Annotated in this window: 12 protein-coding genes; 7 read left to right on the top strand and 5 right to left on the bottom strand. The window is 76.4% G+C overall.

Going from position 1 to position 15,028, the window contains the following annotated elements; all coding sequences use genetic code 11:
- Positions 1-17 precede the first annotated feature (17 nt).
- Both ABD946_RS15010 and ABD946_RS15005 read right to left on the bottom strand, forming a co-directional pair.
- A complete protein-coding gene (locus ABD946_RS15010; protein ID WP_345283754.1) occupies positions 18-3,308 on the bottom strand; it encodes a sacsin N-terminal ATP-binding-like domain-containing protein in 3,291 nt (1,096 codons plus the stop codon).
- Positions 3,309-3,542: 234 nt separating this feature from the next.
- The gene (locus ABD946_RS15005) at positions 3,543-4,424 is read right to left on the bottom strand and encodes a DUF3027 domain-containing protein (RefSeq protein WP_345283752.1); all 882 of its coding nucleotides are present in this window, start codon (positions 4,422-4,424) and stop codon (positions 3,543-3,545) included.
- Between the two features lie 331 nt (positions 4,425-4,755).
- Here ABD946_RS15005 and ABD946_RS15000 point away from each other — a divergent pair, with 331 nt between their 5' ends.
- The 4 genes from ABD946_RS15000 (at position 4,756) to ABD946_RS14985 (ending at position 8,448) form a co-directional block, all read left to right on the top strand.
- Positions 4,756-6,186 carry an MFS transporter gene (locus tag ABD946_RS15000; protein ID WP_380149446.1) on the top strand — a complete coding sequence of 477 codons (1,431 nt, stop codon included), beginning with the start codon at positions 4,756-4,758 and terminating at the stop codon, positions 6,184-6,186.
- A gap of 95 nt (positions 6,187-6,281) precedes the next feature.
- Positions 6,282-6,857 (top strand): hypothetical protein, encoded by a 576-nt coding sequence (locus ABD946_RS14995; RefSeq protein ID WP_345283750.1) that lies wholly within the window; start codon positions 6,282-6,284, stop codon positions 6,855-6,857.
- The gene (locus tag ABD946_RS14990; protein ID WP_345283748.1) at positions 6,854-7,609 is read left to right on the top strand and encodes a futalosine hydrolase; all 756 of its coding nucleotides are present in this window, start codon (positions 6,854-6,856) and stop codon (positions 7,607-7,609) included. Before ABD946_RS14995 ends, ABD946_RS14990 begins: the two co-directional genes overlap by 4 nt.
- Positions 7,606-8,448 carry a 1,4-dihydroxy-6-naphtoate synthase gene (locus tag ABD946_RS14985; RefSeq protein ID WP_345283746.1) on the top strand — a complete coding sequence of 281 codons (843 nt, stop codon included), beginning with the start codon at positions 7,606-7,608 and terminating at the stop codon, positions 8,446-8,448. The genes ABD946_RS14990 and ABD946_RS14985 overlap by 4 nt, the downstream gene beginning before the upstream one ends.
- A gap of 22 nt (positions 8,449-8,470) precedes the next feature.
- Here ABD946_RS14985 and ABD946_RS14980 read toward each other — a convergent pair whose 3' ends face one another.
- Entirely contained in the window at positions 8,471-8,854 is a 384-nt protein-coding gene (locus tag ABD946_RS14980) for a cold-shock protein (RefSeq protein ID WP_345283744.1), read from the bottom strand.
- Positions 8,855-9,287: 433 nt separating this feature from the next.
- Between ABD946_RS14980 and ABD946_RS14975 the strand changes: the two genes are divergently transcribed.
- Positions 9,288-9,515, top strand: a complete 228-nt coding sequence (locus ABD946_RS14975; RefSeq protein WP_345283742.1) for a hypothetical protein — start codon at positions 9,288-9,290, stop codon at positions 9,513-9,515.
- 10 nt (positions 9,516-9,525) lie between these two features.
- Here the strand turns inward: ABD946_RS14975 and ABD946_RS14970 are convergent, their stop codons facing one another.
- Positions 9,526-10,131 (bottom strand): HAD family hydrolase, encoded by a 606-nt coding sequence (locus ABD946_RS14970; RefSeq protein WP_345283740.1) that lies wholly within the window; start codon positions 10,129-10,131, stop codon positions 9,526-9,528.
- Between the two features lie 143 nt (positions 10,132-10,274).
- Here ABD946_RS14970 and ABD946_RS14965 point away from each other — a divergent pair, with 143 nt between their 5' ends.
- Positions 10,275-11,249 carry an ABC transporter substrate-binding protein gene (locus ABD946_RS14965; protein WP_345283738.1) on the top strand — a complete coding sequence of 325 codons (975 nt, stop codon included), beginning with the start codon at positions 10,275-10,277 and terminating at the stop codon, positions 11,247-11,249.
- A 258-nt stretch (positions 11,250-11,507) separates the two neighbouring features.
- Here ABD946_RS14965 and ABD946_RS14960 read toward each other — a convergent pair whose 3' ends face one another.
- Positions 11,508-12,107 (bottom strand): hypothetical protein, encoded by a 600-nt coding sequence (locus tag ABD946_RS14960; protein WP_345283736.1) that lies wholly within the window; start codon positions 12,105-12,107, stop codon positions 11,508-11,510.
- A 387-nt stretch (positions 12,108-12,494) separates the two neighbouring features.
- On the opposite strand from ABD946_RS14960, the gene ABD946_RS14955 reads away from it, so the two are divergent.
- A complete protein-coding gene (locus tag ABD946_RS14955; protein ID WP_345283734.1) occupies positions 12,495-15,002 on the top strand; it encodes a helicase-associated domain-containing protein in 2,508 nt (835 codons plus the stop codon).
- The last annotated feature ends 26 nt before the right edge of the window (positions 15,003-15,028 follow it).

The raw sequence follows: 15,028 nt of genomic DNA, 5'->3' as shown, positions 1-15,028 counted from the left end.
TCGTGTGCGCACCCCTCTCATTCGTAGTCGCGCGCCGCCAGCAGCTCATACGCGCGCTCCGGCTCGGTGAGCGCGGCCAGCACCTCGAAGCGGCGGTGCCACTGGCCGACCGACCAGGCCAGGCCGGCCGCCAGCCCCTCGGGGGTGGCGGCGTGCAGCAGACCGGGCACCGGCGGGACCTCGAACTCGTCGTCCTCGTCGCCGGCTTCGGCCTCCTCCGGGTCGTAGGGCAGCTCGGGCGCCTGGCCCGCGCCGTCCCAGCGCCAGGCCACCGCCGCCTCGCCGCCGTCCGGGCCGACCACCAAGAGCTCCTCGTGCTCCTCGTAGACGGCCGGGCAGCCGGGCAGCAACTCCCGCACCACCGGCGGGGTCCGGTGCAGGGTGCCCTCGGAGAGCACCCGGCCGCCGGCCACCTCGCTGGCCAGCGAGACGTGCAGCCGCTCGGCCAACTCCGGTGCCAGCGAAGGGTCCACCGGCAGCAGCGGGTGGTCGTGCAGCAGCTCCACCAAGTCCGGGGCGTCCGCCACCACCGCCTCGGTGGCGTCCACCAGCACGGTCTCGTCCGGGCGGCGGCCGGTCTCCGGATCCATCGGCGGCACGGCCCGCACGGTGTCCAGCGGCTCGATCCGCTCGGCCGCCACCGACGCCAACGCCGTGTGGATGCCGTGCAGCTGACGGTGGCTCACGAAGGAGGCCGGATCGGTCAGCCGGTCCAGCAGCTCCTCCGGACCGTGCGGCTCGGCCAGCAGCGCGGCCAGCGTGGTGCGCACCCCGAGCGCGTGCAGGAAGGTCTCGTCCAGCGTGGTGCGGGCCTCGTCGTACAGGCCCCGCAGCAGCGGGTCGGCCCCGGCCGCGCGCAGCCCGGCGGGCTCCCGGCCGTCCAGCACCGGGTGGTCGCGCAGCCACCAGGCAGTGTACGGCGGGAGGTCCACGTACCGGCCGTCCGGCAGCAGGGTCCGTACGGGGGTGACCACCGCGTCCCGGTACGGCGGGCGGGCCAGCAGGGCCAGCGCCTCGGGCCAGGCGGCGTCGTCCACCAGGTCCAGGTCGCGCACCGCGAGCAGCTCGGCGGCCACCGGCGGCACGCCCAACTCCCCGCTGTCGTCGGCATGCAGGGACTCCAGAGCGTCCTCGCACCACTCGGCCAGACCGTCCGGGGCCTCGTCCAGCAGGCCGGTCGGACGGCCACCCGCCGCGCGGTCGGCGGGGGCGGTCGGGTCGAGGCGCTCCAGGTCGTCCGGGTCGAGCACCACGTCCTCGGCCCGCACCAGCACGAAGGCGCTCAACGCGCCCGCCGCGGCCAGGACTTCGGGGCCCCAGCGCTCCAGCAGGTCCTCGTCCACGTACCCGGCGTCCTCCTCCCGGGCCAGCGCGGCGAGCGGGGAGTCGGGCAGGATCAGCTCACCGGCACGGGACAGCTCGCCCTCGTCGTCCGGCAGCGCCAGCCGGGCCAGCCACGGGTGCTCGCCCGCGGTGGCCCCGGCCGCCTTCACCAGGGCCAGCACCGCGTCGGCCAGGTCCACCGCGGCCTCGAAGTCGTCCTCGCCGAGCTCCAGCGAACGGGCCACCGCGGCCCGCACCTCGGGGGTGTCCAGCACCCCGGCCGGGGTGGCCGTGCCCGCGCCGAGCTTGGCCAGCAGCGGGTGCGCGGCCTCCGGGTGGGCCAGTCGCAGGTCCAGCAGCCCGAGCGCCTCGGCCAGGCTCTCGGGGTAGCCCTCGTAGCCCTCCCAGTCGGACGGCTCCGAGGGCAGCAGCACCCGGCGCGGCCCGGTCACCGTCCGGCCGTCCGCCAGCGGCACCGGCAGCGCGCCCAGCGCCTCGGGATCGGCCCCGCCGAGCGCCGCGTAGAGGTTGCGCCACCAGGCCGGCTCGCGCTCCAGGCCGCCGAGCTGGTCGACCACCTCGGCCAGCGGCACCCGGCGCACCTCCAGCACCCGCAGCTCGGTCCGCCGCTCCAGGCCGGCCGGCAGCAGGCCCGGGAAGATCGGCGCCAGCGCCTCCACCACACTGCGGTCGGCACCCTCCAGCACCGTCGCGTCACGCGGGCGCAGCGCCGGGGTGCCCTCCTCCACCGGGGCCGGGTGCGGCAGGAACGGGGTGGCCGGCAGCCGCCGCAGGATCGCGGCGCGCAGCCCGTTGTCCAGCGCGCCCCCGCCCAGCGGGCCCGGCACCAGGCCGAGCGACCCGAGGTCCGCGCCGCGGGCCCGGAGCAGGTCCGCGTAGGCGTCGGCGGCCCGCTCGGTCAGGAAGTCGGTGAGCGGGCCGGGCGCGACGTGCCGGCGGGTGGAGTCCAACGGGTACCCGGCGATCAGCAGCGCCGGCACGCCGAGCGGCTCGTCGCTGGGCGTCGGCGCGTGCACCACCGGCGCGGTGGTCAGCGGCTGCGGGACGCCCGCCGCGTCCACCGGCACCGCCCAGGTCACCGACCAGAACGGGCGGGCCCGCTCCTCGGTCGGACGGTCCGTCAGCAGCTCGGCGGCCGTGGCGCCCGACAGGGTGACGGTCTGCCAGGTGGTGGTCCGGTCGCCGTCGGTCAGGGTGACGGTGCCGATCCCCTCCGGCTGCTGCCCGTCGGCCTCCCTGGTCAGGCTGCGGACGCCCTCCGGCGTCTCCACGGTGACCTCGCCCAGACCGGGCAGGGTGAGCAGCAGCGCGTCGTCGATCCCGGCCAGCAGGCGGCGGGTCAGGTCCTCGGCGGCGGCGTCCCGCAGCGGCAGCACCACCACCGTGTCGTACCCGGACGGCGCAGCCCCCTCGGCCGGGAACGGCAGCCGCAGCAACGGGACGTGGCCCTCCCGGCGGCGCAGCTCCTCCGCCAGCTCGGGCCGGGCCTCGGTGAGCGCCTGCGCCTCCGCGAGGTCCCAGCGGACGCCGCCGTGCGAACCCAGCACCGCCGGCTCGTCGGTGACGGCCAGCACCGCCGAGAACCCGACGCCGAACCGGCCGACGGTCGGCGCCCCGTCCGAGCGCTTGGAGGAGGCCCGCAGGGTGGAGAGCGACTCCACCGCGGCGGCGTCCAGCGGGGCGCCGGTGTTGGCCGCGGCGAGCACGCCGTCCCGCAGCGTCAGCCGCAGCCGGCCGGGGCCGGTGCCGGCCCGGGCCGCCGCGTCGGCGGCGTTCTGCGCCAACTCCACGATCAGCCGGTCCCGGTAGCCGCCGAGCGCCAGCTCCTCCTCGGCGTTGGCGTCCTCCCGGAACCGGGCCGGGGCGTCCGTCCAGGCGTCCAGCACCCGGCGCCGCAGGGTGGCCGTGTCGAAGGGATCGGCCGCCTGACCGTCACTACCGCTGCCGATGATCCGAGGCTCCACTGCACTGCCGCCTTCCCCTGGACTGCTGAGGGAGGCATTCTCCCCCGCCGGGGAGGCGCGGCCGCACACGGAGCTGGCTACGCGCGGGAGAACGTGATGCCGGGGGCACGGGGAACTGCGCGCTTCGGGAGGCGGCTCACCTGCAACTGAACCATCGTCAGCCAGTTGCAGGTGCTGCCGTTCCCCCGCGCGCAGTTCCCCGCGCCCCTGCGGGGCGCAACCCGGTGCGGCCGGTCAGGAGTGGCCGAGCTCCTCGGTGGGGGCGTCGGGTTCGACGGAGCCGCTGGTGCGGTCGGGGTGGAGGTGGAGGGGTTCGACCTGGAGCTCGTCGAGGATGAGCTCGGCCGGGGCGGGCGGGGCCGGGATGACGGCCGCCTCGGAGTGGCCGCCGCAGCCGTAGGCGAGGGAGACGACCTGGCCGTCGGCGGGGCCGAACTCGTTGCCGCAGATGCCGAAGGCCTGCCCGAGCGAGCCGCCGATCGGGATCAGGAAGCCGCAGCTGGTGCAGTTCGCGGGGGCGGCCTGCGCCATCGGGGTCTGCGGGCCGTGGGCGGTCTCCCAGCGGTCGGCCGCCTGGTGCAGGCCGATCCGGGAGAGCACCCGGGAGCGGCCGAGGCCGAGCTCCTCGGCGAGCGCGCCGATGCTGCCGCGGGCGGGGGTGACCGCGCTGTCGGCGGCGGCGACCACCAGGTCCTCGGCGGCGTCGAGGGCGGCCACCGAGTTGGGGGCCGGCTCGTCCTCGCCCGTCCAGCCCGGCTCCAGCCGGAGGTCGTCCGCGTCGGTGGGCAGCAGGTCACCCGGCCCCATGTCGCCGGGCCGCAGCCGCTCGCTCCACGGCACCCACTGCGGGGCGAGCACCGCGTCGGGGCCGGGCAGCAGCACGGTCTCGTCCAGGGTGACGTTCTTGGCGCGCGGGGCGCGGGCCACCGTCACGGCCCAGTGCCAGCCGCGGTAGGCCGCGTCCAGGCACTCGAAGGTGTGGGTGACGACCCGCTCGCCGTCGGCGCGGGCACCCAGGTGGGCCCCGACGCTCTCCTGGCCGACCGTCTCGACGGCGGACTGACGGGCGAGTTCGACGGCCTCGGCACAGAGCCGGTCGGGGGTACGGCTTCGCATCGCAGCACTCACGGCGTCGATTCTCTCCCAAGTTCGGTGGCCTGCGGCCCATTTGCCCACGGTCTGTCGGCGCCGCCCCGTACGGGTCGGCCTGCCGGGAGACCCGGCCGCACGGGCACCGTCACCCCTATTCTGCGCGACCCGCTTCCTTCCGGTGACCGGCCGCGCCGCCCACCGGGCAGTGCACGCGCGTAGTGCAGGCTACCCGCCGGTCGGCCACCCGGGACAGTCCGGCTCCGCGACCGGACCCGACGGAGCTCCGCGTCCGGACCCGACGGAGCCCCGTGGATCTCCGCGCCGTCCCGCGTCACCGGGCCCTTTCTCGGGCAGGATGGGCTGTGTGGCGGACGAGACCCCACCGATACCCGTCCCGCCGACCGGCGACGACGGGTCGCCGTCGGAGGGCGGCAGGACGCCGCCCCGACGCGGTCTGCTGCTGCGCGGCGCCTCCGCCGCCGGGTCCAGGACCGGCAAGGTGGTGCACGGCACCGGGCGGCGGATCCGCCGGGCCACCTCCGCCGAGGGCGCGGGCGAGTCGGGCCTGGCCAAGCTGATCGAGCTGCACGCGCTGAACTCCTTCGGTGACATGCTGATCGCCATCGCGCTGGCCTCCACCGTCTTCTTCTCGGTGCCGACCGGCGAGGCCCGCGGCCGGGTGGCCCTCTACCTGCTGGTCACCATGGCCCCGTTCGCGCTGCTGGCCCCGGTGATCGGGCCGCTGCTGGACCGGATGCCGCACGGCCGGCGGTCCGCGGTGGCGATGTCGATGCTGGCCCGGGCGGTGCTCTCGTGGACCATGGCCGGGCCGGTGATCAGCGGGAGCCTCACCCTCTACCCCGCCGCGCTCGGGGTGCTGGTCGCCTCCAAGGCGTACGGGGTGGTGCGCAGCGTGGTGGTGCCCCGGCTGCAGCCACCGGGCCTGTCCCTGGTGAAGGCCAACTCCCGGGTGACCCTGGCCGGGCTGATGGCCGGGATGCTGGGCGCCGGGGTGGGCGGGCTGCTCCACCTGATCGGACCGGCCTGGCCGCTGCGCGGGGCCTTCCTGGTCTTCGTGGCGGGCACCCTGATGGCCTTTCACCTCCCGCACCAGGTGGACTCGGCCAAGGGCGAGCAGCGGGCCGTGCTGCACACCCCCGAGCACGCCCCGGGCCGGGCCCGGCTGCGCACGGTCGGCCCCTCGGTGATCCTGGCGCTGCGCGCGGTCTCCTCGCTGCGGGCGCTGGTCGGATTCCTGGTGATGTTCCTGGCCTTCCTGCTGCGCAGCGATCCGGTGGCCGGGCTGCGGCCGACGGTGGCGATCGGCGTGGTGGCGGCCTGCGCCGGGCTGGGGAACGCGCTCGGTTCGGCGCTCGGGTCCTGGCTGCGCACCCGGCGCTCGGAGGCGATCGTCACCGTCGCGCTGCTGCTGGCCACCGCGGCGGCCTTCGCGGCGGCCCTCTGGTACGGACTGCTGACGGTGGCCCTGGTCGCGGCCACCGCCGGGGCGGCCGCCTCGCTGGGCAAGCTGGCGCTGGACGCGCTGATCCAGCGGGACGTCCCAGAGGCGGTCCGGACCTCGGCGTTCGCCCGGTCGGAGACGCTGCTCCAGCTCAGCTGGGTGGCGGGCGGCGCACTGGGCATCACCCTTCCGCTGGACGGCTCGCTCGGGCTGGGGGTGGCGGCCGCGCTGCTGACGGTCGCACTGCTCTGGACGCTCTGGTCGCTGCTGCGCCTGAAGGGGTCCTCGCCGCGCCCGTCGGCACGGCCGCGCTCGGTGGGCTGACGGTCCGGCAGACGGCGGCGCGTTCCTGATGTTGTGCTCGCCGTTCGGGCGACCCGGACGTTCGCGCGGAGGGTGTGGCCGGTAGTCTTCGGGCCATGAGCCTCAGCACCCGTGTCATCGCCGCCCTCGGCGCCGTGGTCGTGATCGGCGCCGGCACGGTCGGCGGTTCCATCGCCTACGCCTCCGGGAAGGACGAGCCGTCCGCCCCCAAGGCCACCCTGGTGGTCGGCCGCTCCTCGATCGAGGCCGCGCCGCTCTGCTACAACGACGGCAAGCCGCTGGACGAGGCCGCGCAGACCAAGTGCCAGGCCGCCGCCCTGAAGGCCAAGGCCAAGGGCGAGCTGCCGGTCTCGGACGTCACCGTCGCCGACAAGATCGGCGTCGGCGTCGACCCGGAGGTGGCCGAGAAGGGCTGGTTCGCCTTCACCGACGGCGGCCAGCAGCAGCGCGCCACCCTGTCGGCGACCCGCACCGGCTCCACCTACTCCGGCTCGCTGCCGGCCATCGGCCTGCTCGCCTCCGGCGAGAAGACCCTGGTCACCGTCGTCGAGGCGAACGAGAAGACCGGCGACATCCTGGGCGTCTGGTACTTCCAGCTCAAGAACAAGGACGCCGCGGGCGCCCCGGCCGGCGGCGGCGCCGAGCAGCCGGGCGCCGGCACCGAGCAGTGACGAGTCCTCAGGAAGACGGCGGCCAGCGGCCGGGAACCCCCCGGCTGCTGGTCGCCGTCGCCGTTGCGGCGGAGGCCGAGGCGGTGCTGCGCGGCCTGCGCGACGGCGCCCGGCCGATCCCCCTGGAGGGCCCCGCGGCCGCCGGGGAGCTGCGCCGCAGCGAACACGCGAGCGGCACCGAGGTGGACGTGCTGGTGGCCGGGGTCGGCCCGGTCGCGGCCGCCGTCTCGGTGGCCGCCGTGCTGGCCGCGCACCCGTACGACCTGGTGGTCTCGGCCGGGATCGCCGGCGGCTTCGCGCCCCGGGCCCCGATCGGCTCGACCGTGCTGGCCGAGGAGATCGTGGCCGGCGACCTGGGCGCCGAGACCCCGGAGGGCTTCCGCAGCGTCGCCGAGCTGGGCTTCGGCGCCGTCCGGCACGTGCCCCCGGCGGGCGCCGTCCGGCTGGCCGCCGACGCGCTGGACGCCGCCACCGGCACCGTGCTGACCGTCTCCACCGTGACCGGCACCGCCGAGCGGGCCGCCGCACTGACCGCCCGTCACCCGCACGCGGTGGCCGAGGCGATGGAGGGCCACGGGGTGGCCGAGGCCGCCGCCCGCTACGGGGTGCCGGTGCTGGAGCTGCGCACCGTCTCCAACGCGGTCGGCCCCCGGGACCGCGACGCCTGGCGGATCGGCGAGGCGCTCGGCGCCCTGGAGCGCGCCTTCCTGCACCTGCCGTACCGCGCCCTGATCGAGGAGGCCTCCCGGTGACCCTGCGCGTCGCGTACTCGCCCTGCCCGAACGACACCTTCGTCTTCCACGCCTGGGCCCACGGCCTGGTGCCGGGCGCCGAGGCGCCCGAGGTGACCTTCGCGGACATCGACGTGACCAACGGGATGGCCGAGCGCGGGGAGCTGGACCTGCTGAAGATCAGCTACGGCCAGCTGCCCTGGGTGCTGGACGAGTACGCCCTGCTGCCCTGCGGCGGGGCGCTGGGCCGGGGCTGCGGCCCGCTGGTGCTCACCTCCGGGGAGCTGACGCCGGAGCAGCTGACGGGCCGTACGGTGGCGGTGCCGAGCGAGCGCTCGACCGCCTACCTGCTGTTCCGCCTCTGGGCCGCGCAGGCGGTGCCCGGCGGCTTCGGCGAGATCGTGGTGCTGCCCTTCCACGAGATCATGCCCGCCGTCCGGGACGGCAAGGTGGACGCCGGCCTGGTGATCCACGAGGCCCGCTTCACGTACCGGAACTACGGGCTGCACAAGCTGGCCGACATGGGCGAGGCCTGGGAGCTGGCCACCGGCCTGCCGATCCCGCTGGGCGCCATCGTGGCCCACCGCTCGCTCGGCGCGGAGCGGCTGGCGGAGCTGGCGGAACAGATCCGCACCTCGGTCCGGATGGCCTGGGAGGACCCGGAGGCCTCCCGGGAGTACGTGCTGGCGCACGCGCAGGAGATGGACCCGGCGGTGGCGGACCAGCACATCGGGCTCTACGTCAACGAGTTCACCGCCGACCTGGGCGAGGCCGGCTACGCGGCGGTGCGCGGCCTGCTCACCCGGGCCGCCGCCGAGGGGCTGGTGCCCGCCATCGGCCCGGGTGCGCTGGACTTCTGACCGCTGCTCGCGGGTCGGACGCCTACACGTCGAACTGGTCGGCCACCGCGCGCAGCAGCACGGCCAGCTTCTGGCCGGTCGGCTTGGCCGGGTAGCGGCCGTGCTGGAGGCCGGGCAGCACCGCGTCGAGGGTGGTGATCAGGTCCTGCACGATCGGGGCCATGTCGTCCGCGCTCTTGCGCTGGGCCGCGGCCACCGAGGGCAGCGCCTCCAGCAGCTGGACGGCCATGGCCTGGTCACCCCGGTGACCGGCCACCACACCGAACTCGACCCGCTGCCCCGGCCGGAGCGCGGTCACCCCGGCGGGGAGCGCCTTGGTGTGGACGAACACGTCCCCGCCGTCGTCGCGCGACAGGAAGCCGAAGCCCTTCGTCTCGTTGAACCACTTCACCTGGCCGGTGGGCATCTCGAAAAGTCCTCATGTGGGTACGGGGAGGCCCCGGCGAACGCCGGGGTCCCTGGGTGGATGGCGGGCCGACCGCGCCGAACGCGTCAGGCGTGCCCGGTCAGCATGCTAATGATCCGTCAGCTGCTCAGCGGCGCGCAGCCGGTTTCCGGTACACGGCTCTGACGGTGACCACGCCGGGCCTGGCACGGCCAGGGCGCGACTCGGCGCTCTCCACTGGCGGACACCCCCGGTCGGGACGGCGGGGCGCCGGACCGGCCCCGTGCGAGTCCTGCATACCCGGCCCACCAGCGGCCCGAAACACTCCGTCCCCGAGGAACTCCGCTGGGTGACGGGCCGTCAGGTCGCGGACGACCCTCCCCCGCCCGGGGCCGAGCTCCGGCGGCTGCCACACTGGGGAGGTCCGCCGGCCGCACCCGTCGAGGAGTCCCCCGTGAACAGCAGCACCACCGAGCGCGGAGACGTGCTGGTCAAGACCGGCGCCGTCGTCTTCCTGATCGGCGCGGCGGCCACCCTGGCGACCTTCGTACCGCTCTTCCTCCACCTCACCCCGCTGCCGACGGCCGCCTACTGGATCTCGATGCTGATGCCGCTCGGCCTGGGCCTCGCCCTGACCGGCATGTTCCGCCAGGCCCGGGCGAAGCGGCCCGCGAAGTCCTAGCGGACGGCCCCTAGCCGAGGTGGGCGGCCAGCCACTCCGGGAAGGCCGTCAGGTCCTCCAGGACCACGTCCGCCCCGGCCGCGCCCAGCTCGGCCGCCGTGTACGGGCCGGTGGCGACGGCCACCGCCACCGCGCCGGCCGCCCGGGCGCCCCGGATGTCGCCGTAGTGGTCGCCGACGTAGACGCTCGCTCCGTGCTCGCGCAGCGCGTCGCCCTTGGTCTCGGCCCAGGTGTCGCCGACCAGCACGTCGACGGTCAGGCCGACGTGGTCCAGCTGGAGCCGGGCGTTGGGCTCGTACTTCCCGGTGACCACCGCCACCCGGCCGCCCGCCGCCCGGACCGCCGCCAGCGACTCGTTCGCGCCCGGCAGGACCAGGGTGCCGGGCAGCGCGTGCTCCCGGTACAGGCGGCGGTAGAGCGTGGCCGTCTCGGCGACCGCCTCGGCGGGGAACCAGTTGGCGATCTCCCGCTCCAGCGGCGGGCCGAGCCTGCTGACCACCAGGTCGCTGTCGATCGCCACGCCGGTCATCGCCGACAGGACGTCGTAGGTGGCCTTGATGCCCGGCCGCGTGTCCAGCAGCGTCATGTCGAGGTCGAACCCCACGGTGAGTGCCATGCCTCCACCCTAGGCACTGCCGTCGACCGCCCCGTGAACCGCCCGGCACGCTTGCGGACTGACGGCCTTTCACCGCCATCAATACCGGCAATTCGGACATAATCGGCTGCGACCCCCGCCGCCGCCCCGCCCGAGGTGCCCCGATGCCACGTCAGCTCACCCGCCGCGCCGCCCTCGCCGGGCTCGGCGCGGTCCTGCTGACCGGCTGCACCGACCAGCGGCCGGACACCCGCGCCACCGACCCCGTGATCGAGATCTCCCCCTCCCCCACCCCGCCCGTCACCGTGGACACCCCGAACGGCCCGGTCCAGGTGCCCGGCGGGCCGACCCGGCTGGTGGTCCTGGACACCGCGGAGCTCGACTCCGCCTTCACCCTCGGCATCCCCCCGCTCGCCGCCTCCCGCCCCGCGGCCGACCCCGGCCTTCCCGACTACTTCCCGGCCGCCTGGCTGGCACCCGTCCGCTCCGCCGGGACGGTCGGCAGCCCCGACTACGCGGCGATCCGGGCCGAACGCCCCGAGCTGTTGCTCGGCAACCAGACCCGGGACGCCGCCCACTACGAGGACCTGCGGGCCATCGGCCCCACCGTCCTCACCGCCACCACCGGGTACCCGTGGAAGGACAACTTCCGGGTGCACGCCCGCGCCCTCGGCCGCGAACAGCAGGCCGACGCCGTCACCGCCGAGTACGGGCGGCACATCGGCCGGGCCGCCCAGGCGATCGGCGCGGCGGGGAACGGCGGCGCCCGGATCAGCCTGGTCCGCTTCGTCGAGGGCTCGCCGACCGTCCGGCTCTACGGGCGGCAGAACTTCCCCGGCACCCTGCTCGCCGACCTCCGGCTCGGGCGGCCCCCGGAGCAGGACGTGGACGCCTTCGACGTGGAGGTGACGCCCGACCAGATCGGCCGGGCCGACGGCGACTTCCTGCTCTACGCCACCTACGGCGACCCCGCCCGGGCCGGCACCGACGCCGTCCTGGCCTCCCCCGCCTGGCAGTCCCTCGGCGCCGTCCGGGCCCACCGCGCCTTCCCCGTCGACGACCGCCTCTGGTACCAGGGCATCGGCTACACCGGTGCCAACCTGATCGTCGCCGAACTCCAACGCCTCCTCACCGGCTGACGCCGGATCCGTGTGGCAGGGGGCGCACCGCACCAGGTGGTGATCCCGGGGGCGCGAGGCTCTGCTGATCTGCGGCTCCGCCGCGCGGGCGCGCACGGGCAGCAAGACCCGAGGGCTGGGCACGTGGTCACACCGGGGGCGCGAGGAACTGCGCGCGGGGGAACGGCAGCACCTGCAACTGGCTGACGTGCCCTCAGTTGCAGGTGAGCCGCCTTCCGACTCGCGCAGTTCCTCGCGCCCCCGGGGTGGCCTCCGGCGTCACGCCTCTGCCGCGGGCTTGCGGCGGCGCAGGGTGACCACCAGCAGGAAGACCGCCGTGAGGGCACCGGCCAGGCGCAGGACTCCCGGGGCGCCGTCCCAGACGGCACGGCCCAGCTCCTCGGTCGGCGCCGGTTCGCCCCAGCGGCCCTGGGTGCGGCCCCACTGCCAGACCGAGGAGGCCGTCATGGTGCCCAGCGGGATCACCAGGGCGGCGAACTTGCGGGTGAGCGGGCCCAGGCGCGGGGCGATGTAGGCCAGCCCCCAGCCCGCGAGCAGGGCCAGCAGCTGCCCGGTGACGACTCCGGCGACCAGCACCGCGGCGGCCAGCAGCACCAGCGGCGAGGGCCGACGCCCCGTCAGGAACGAGCGTCGGGGGGCCGGAGAAGCCCCGGCACCGTCCGCATCGGCCGCCGCCGAGGGCTCCGGCTCCGCCGTCCGCTGCTCCGGGACCACCGGGGCGGGCGCGGCGGCCCGCTCGTCCGGGAAGTCGAAGACCACGCTGTCCCAGCCGGGGAAGTCCGCCGCGGACAGCGGCGGGCCACCGCGCTCGGCCCGGGCGATCAGGAAGGCGCTCTGCCCCGGCGGCACGGACGGCACGGACGGCACGGGGGACGCGGACGGCGCGGGCGGTTCCGAGGGACGCGGCGGCACCGCCGGAGGCGTCACCGGCGCGGCCGGCGCCGGCACCTCGGGCGCGTACACCGAATCGGACACCCCGTCAGGACCCGCCGCCCCGGCCGGCTCCCCGGTCGGCTCCCCCGAGCGCTGTCCACCGAGCACCCGCCAGGGCCCGTCCACCCGCCACCACTCACCATCCGCCACACGGCAGACCGTACCCCCGGCACCACCGATCAGTCAGCGGGTCGGCCACCCGGTCGGGATTGTCCCCAGCCTGTGGACGGAGCCCGCCGCCGCACGGCCCCGCACCGGCCGTGCGACCGCCGTTTCTGTCCTCTTAACCCTGCGGCGACTAGTCTGGGTCGGATGACCGGTCAGCAGAGCAAGGCGCCCCGCACCCTCGCCGAAGAGCTGCGCGCCCGCAGCGACGAGGCGCTGGCCACGCTGCTGCACGCCCGCCCCGACCTGCTCAACCCGGTGCCCACCGACCTCACCCAGCTGTCCGCCCGGCTCTCCTCCCGGGCCTCCGCGCTGCGCGCGCTGGAGCGGCTGGACCGCTTCACCCTGCAGACGGCCGAGGCGCTGGCCGCCGCGCCCGACGGCTGCCCGGAGGCGACGCTCCGTCAGCTGCTGGCCGGCCCGGCCCGGGTGAAGCCGCATCCGGGCGCCGCCCCGGCCGACCGCGCCGCGATCACCGCCGCGCTGCCCGCGGCCCTGGAGACGCTGCGCTCCCAGGCCCTGCTCTGGGGCCCGGACTCGGCGCTGCGCCTGGTGATCGCGGTCCGCGAGGCCCTCGCCCCGTCCGCCGCCAACCCCGGCCGCACGGGCCTGGGCCCGACCCTGGCCGACGCCACCGCCGGGATGTCCCCGGCCCGGCTGCAGCAGCTGCTGCACGGCGCCGGGCTGCCGGCCACCCCCGATCCGGTCACCGCCGTGGCCGCGCTCACCGCGCTGCTCCAGGACCGCAAGCGCTGCACCGCCCTGCTGGAGCAGGCACCGGCCGGTGCGCTCGCCCTGCTGGAGAAGCTGGTCTGGGGGCCGCCCTCCGGCACCGTGCCGGACGCGGCCCGGCAGGTCACCGCCGAGGAGGCCCGCAGCCCGGTGGAGTGGCTGCTGGCCCGCGGCCTGCTGCTGCCGAGCAGCCCCGGATCGGTGGTGCTGCCACGGGAGTTGGCGCTGCACCTGCGCGGTGGCCGCAGCCACCGCGAGGTCGAGCCCGCCCCGCCGGTGCTCACCCCCACCGCCGAGCGCGATCCGCTGGCCGTGGACTCCACCGCCGCCGGGCAGGCCTACACCGCCGTGCGCACGGTCGAGGAGCTGCTGGAGGCCTGGGGCCTGCAGCCGCCGCCCACCCTGCGCGCCGGAGGCCTCGGCGTCCGGGACCTCAAGCGGGCCGCGCTGCTACTGGACTGCCCCGAGCCCACCGCCGCCTTCTGGCTCGAACTCGCCTACGCCTCCGGCCTGTTGGCCCCCGACGGGGAGGCGGACGAGCGCTGGGCACCGACCCCCGCCTACGACCTCTGGCTCCAGCAGCCGACGCCCGAGCGCTGGGCCCTGCTGGCCCGCAGCTGGCTGGCCGCCACCCGGGTGGCCGGGCTGACCGGCACCCCCGACGGCAAGGGCAAGGCCCGGGCCGCGCTCGGCCCCGAGCTGGACCGCACCCTGGCCCCCTCGGTGCGCCGGGCCGCCCTCACCGCGCTGGCCTCGCTGCCGCCCGGCTCGGCGGCCGACGCCGGGGCCCTGCTGCCGCTGCTGCGCTGGCAGCGCCCGCTGCGCGGCGGCCCGGCGGGCCCCGACGGCCGGGACTTCCGCGACCACCTGACCGAGTGGGCGCTCCAGGAGGCCGAGTCGCTCGGCGTCACCGGCCGGGGCGCGCTCGCCTCCCCCGCCCGCGCGCTGCTCACCGGGGCCGATCCGGAGCCCGTCCTGGAGCCGCTGCTTCCGCAGCCGCTGGACCACGTCATCCTCCAGCCCGACCTGACCGCGATCGCCCCCGGCCCGCTGCTCACCCCGCTGGCCCAGGCGCTGGCGCTGTGCGCCGAGATCGAGTCCAAGGGCGGCGCCACCGTCTACCGCTTCACCACCGACTCGGTCCGCCGCGCCCTGGACGCCGGGCGGACGGCGGGCGACCTGCACGCCTTCCTGGCGCAGCACTCCCGCACCCCGGTGCCGCAGCCGCTGAGCTACCTGATCGACGACGTGGCCCGGCGGCACGGCGTGCTCCGGGTCGGCGCCGCCTCCTCCTACCTGCGCTGCGACGACCCCGGCCTGCTCGCCGAGGTGCTGGCCGACCGGCGGGCCGGGGAGCTCCGGCTGCGGCTGCTGGCCCCCACCGTGCTGGCCGCCCAGGCCGGGCCGGAGACACTGCTCTCGGTGCTCCGCTCGATGGGCTACGCCCCGACCGCCGAATCGGCCGAGGGCGACGTGCTGCTGACCCACCCCGACAGCCACCGCACCCCGCCGCGCTCCGCGCCCGTACCGGTGCCGGACGGCCCGCCGGTGCCGGACGAGGTGCTGCTCGCCGCCGCCGTCCGGGCCGTCCGGGCGGGGGACCTGGCCGCCACCGCCGTCCGCCGCGAGACCGTCGCGGGGCCGGCCGCGGACCGGCCGCAGACCGGTCCGGCCCGCACCGACCTGCGCCAACTCCCGCGCACCGCCGCGGCGGACACGCTTGCCGCGCTGCAGACCGCGGTGCTGCTGGGCGAGCGGATGTGGATCGGCTACGTCAACGCCGAGGGCCTGGCCTCCCAGCGGGTGGTCGACCCGGTCAAGGTCGAGGGCGGCTTCGTCACCGTGTACGACCACCTCAGCGACGAGGTGCGCACCTTCGCCCTGCACCGGATCACCGGCGTGGCCGAACTCGCCGACCAGTAGACCGCCCTCCAGCCCTAGGAGCCCAG

It is taken from the genome of Kitasatospora albolonga (assembly GCF_039535905.1).
Lineage (GTDB): Bacteria > Actinomycetota > Actinomycetes > Streptomycetales > Streptomycetaceae > Kitasatospora > Kitasatospora albolonga.
The sequence above is the reverse complement of the archived record's forward strand: the minus strand, read 5'-3'. Positions and strand labels throughout refer to the sequence as shown.

Coding starts and splice junctions, on each gene's coding strand:
- ABD946_RS15005 (WP_345283752.1), bottom strand. CDS start 4,424: ATGCGAAGCCGTACCCCCGACCGGCTCTGTGCCGAGGCCGTCGAACTC.
- ABD946_RS15000 (WP_380149446.1), top strand. CDS start 4,756: ATGGGCTGTGTGGCGGACGAGACCCCACCGATACCCGTCCCGCCGACC.
- ABD946_RS14995 (WP_345283750.1), top strand. CDS start 6,282: ATGAGCCTCAGCACCCGTGTCATCGCCGCCCTCGGCGCCGTGGTCGTG.
- ABD946_RS14980 (WP_345283744.1), bottom strand. CDS start 8,854: ATGCCCACCGGCCAGGTGAAGTGGTTCAACGAGACGAAGGGCTTCGGC.
- ABD946_RS14970 (WP_345283740.1), bottom strand. CDS start 10,131: ATGGCACTCACCGTGGGGTTCGACCTCGACATGACGCTGCTGGACACG.
- ABD946_RS14965 (WP_345283738.1), top strand. CDS start 10,275: ATGCCACGTCAGCTCACCCGCCGCGCCGCCCTCGCCGGGCTCGGCGCG.
- ABD946_RS14955 (WP_345283734.1), top strand. CDS start 12,495: ATGACCGGTCAGCAGAGCAAGGCGCCCCGCACCCTCGCCGAAGAGCTG.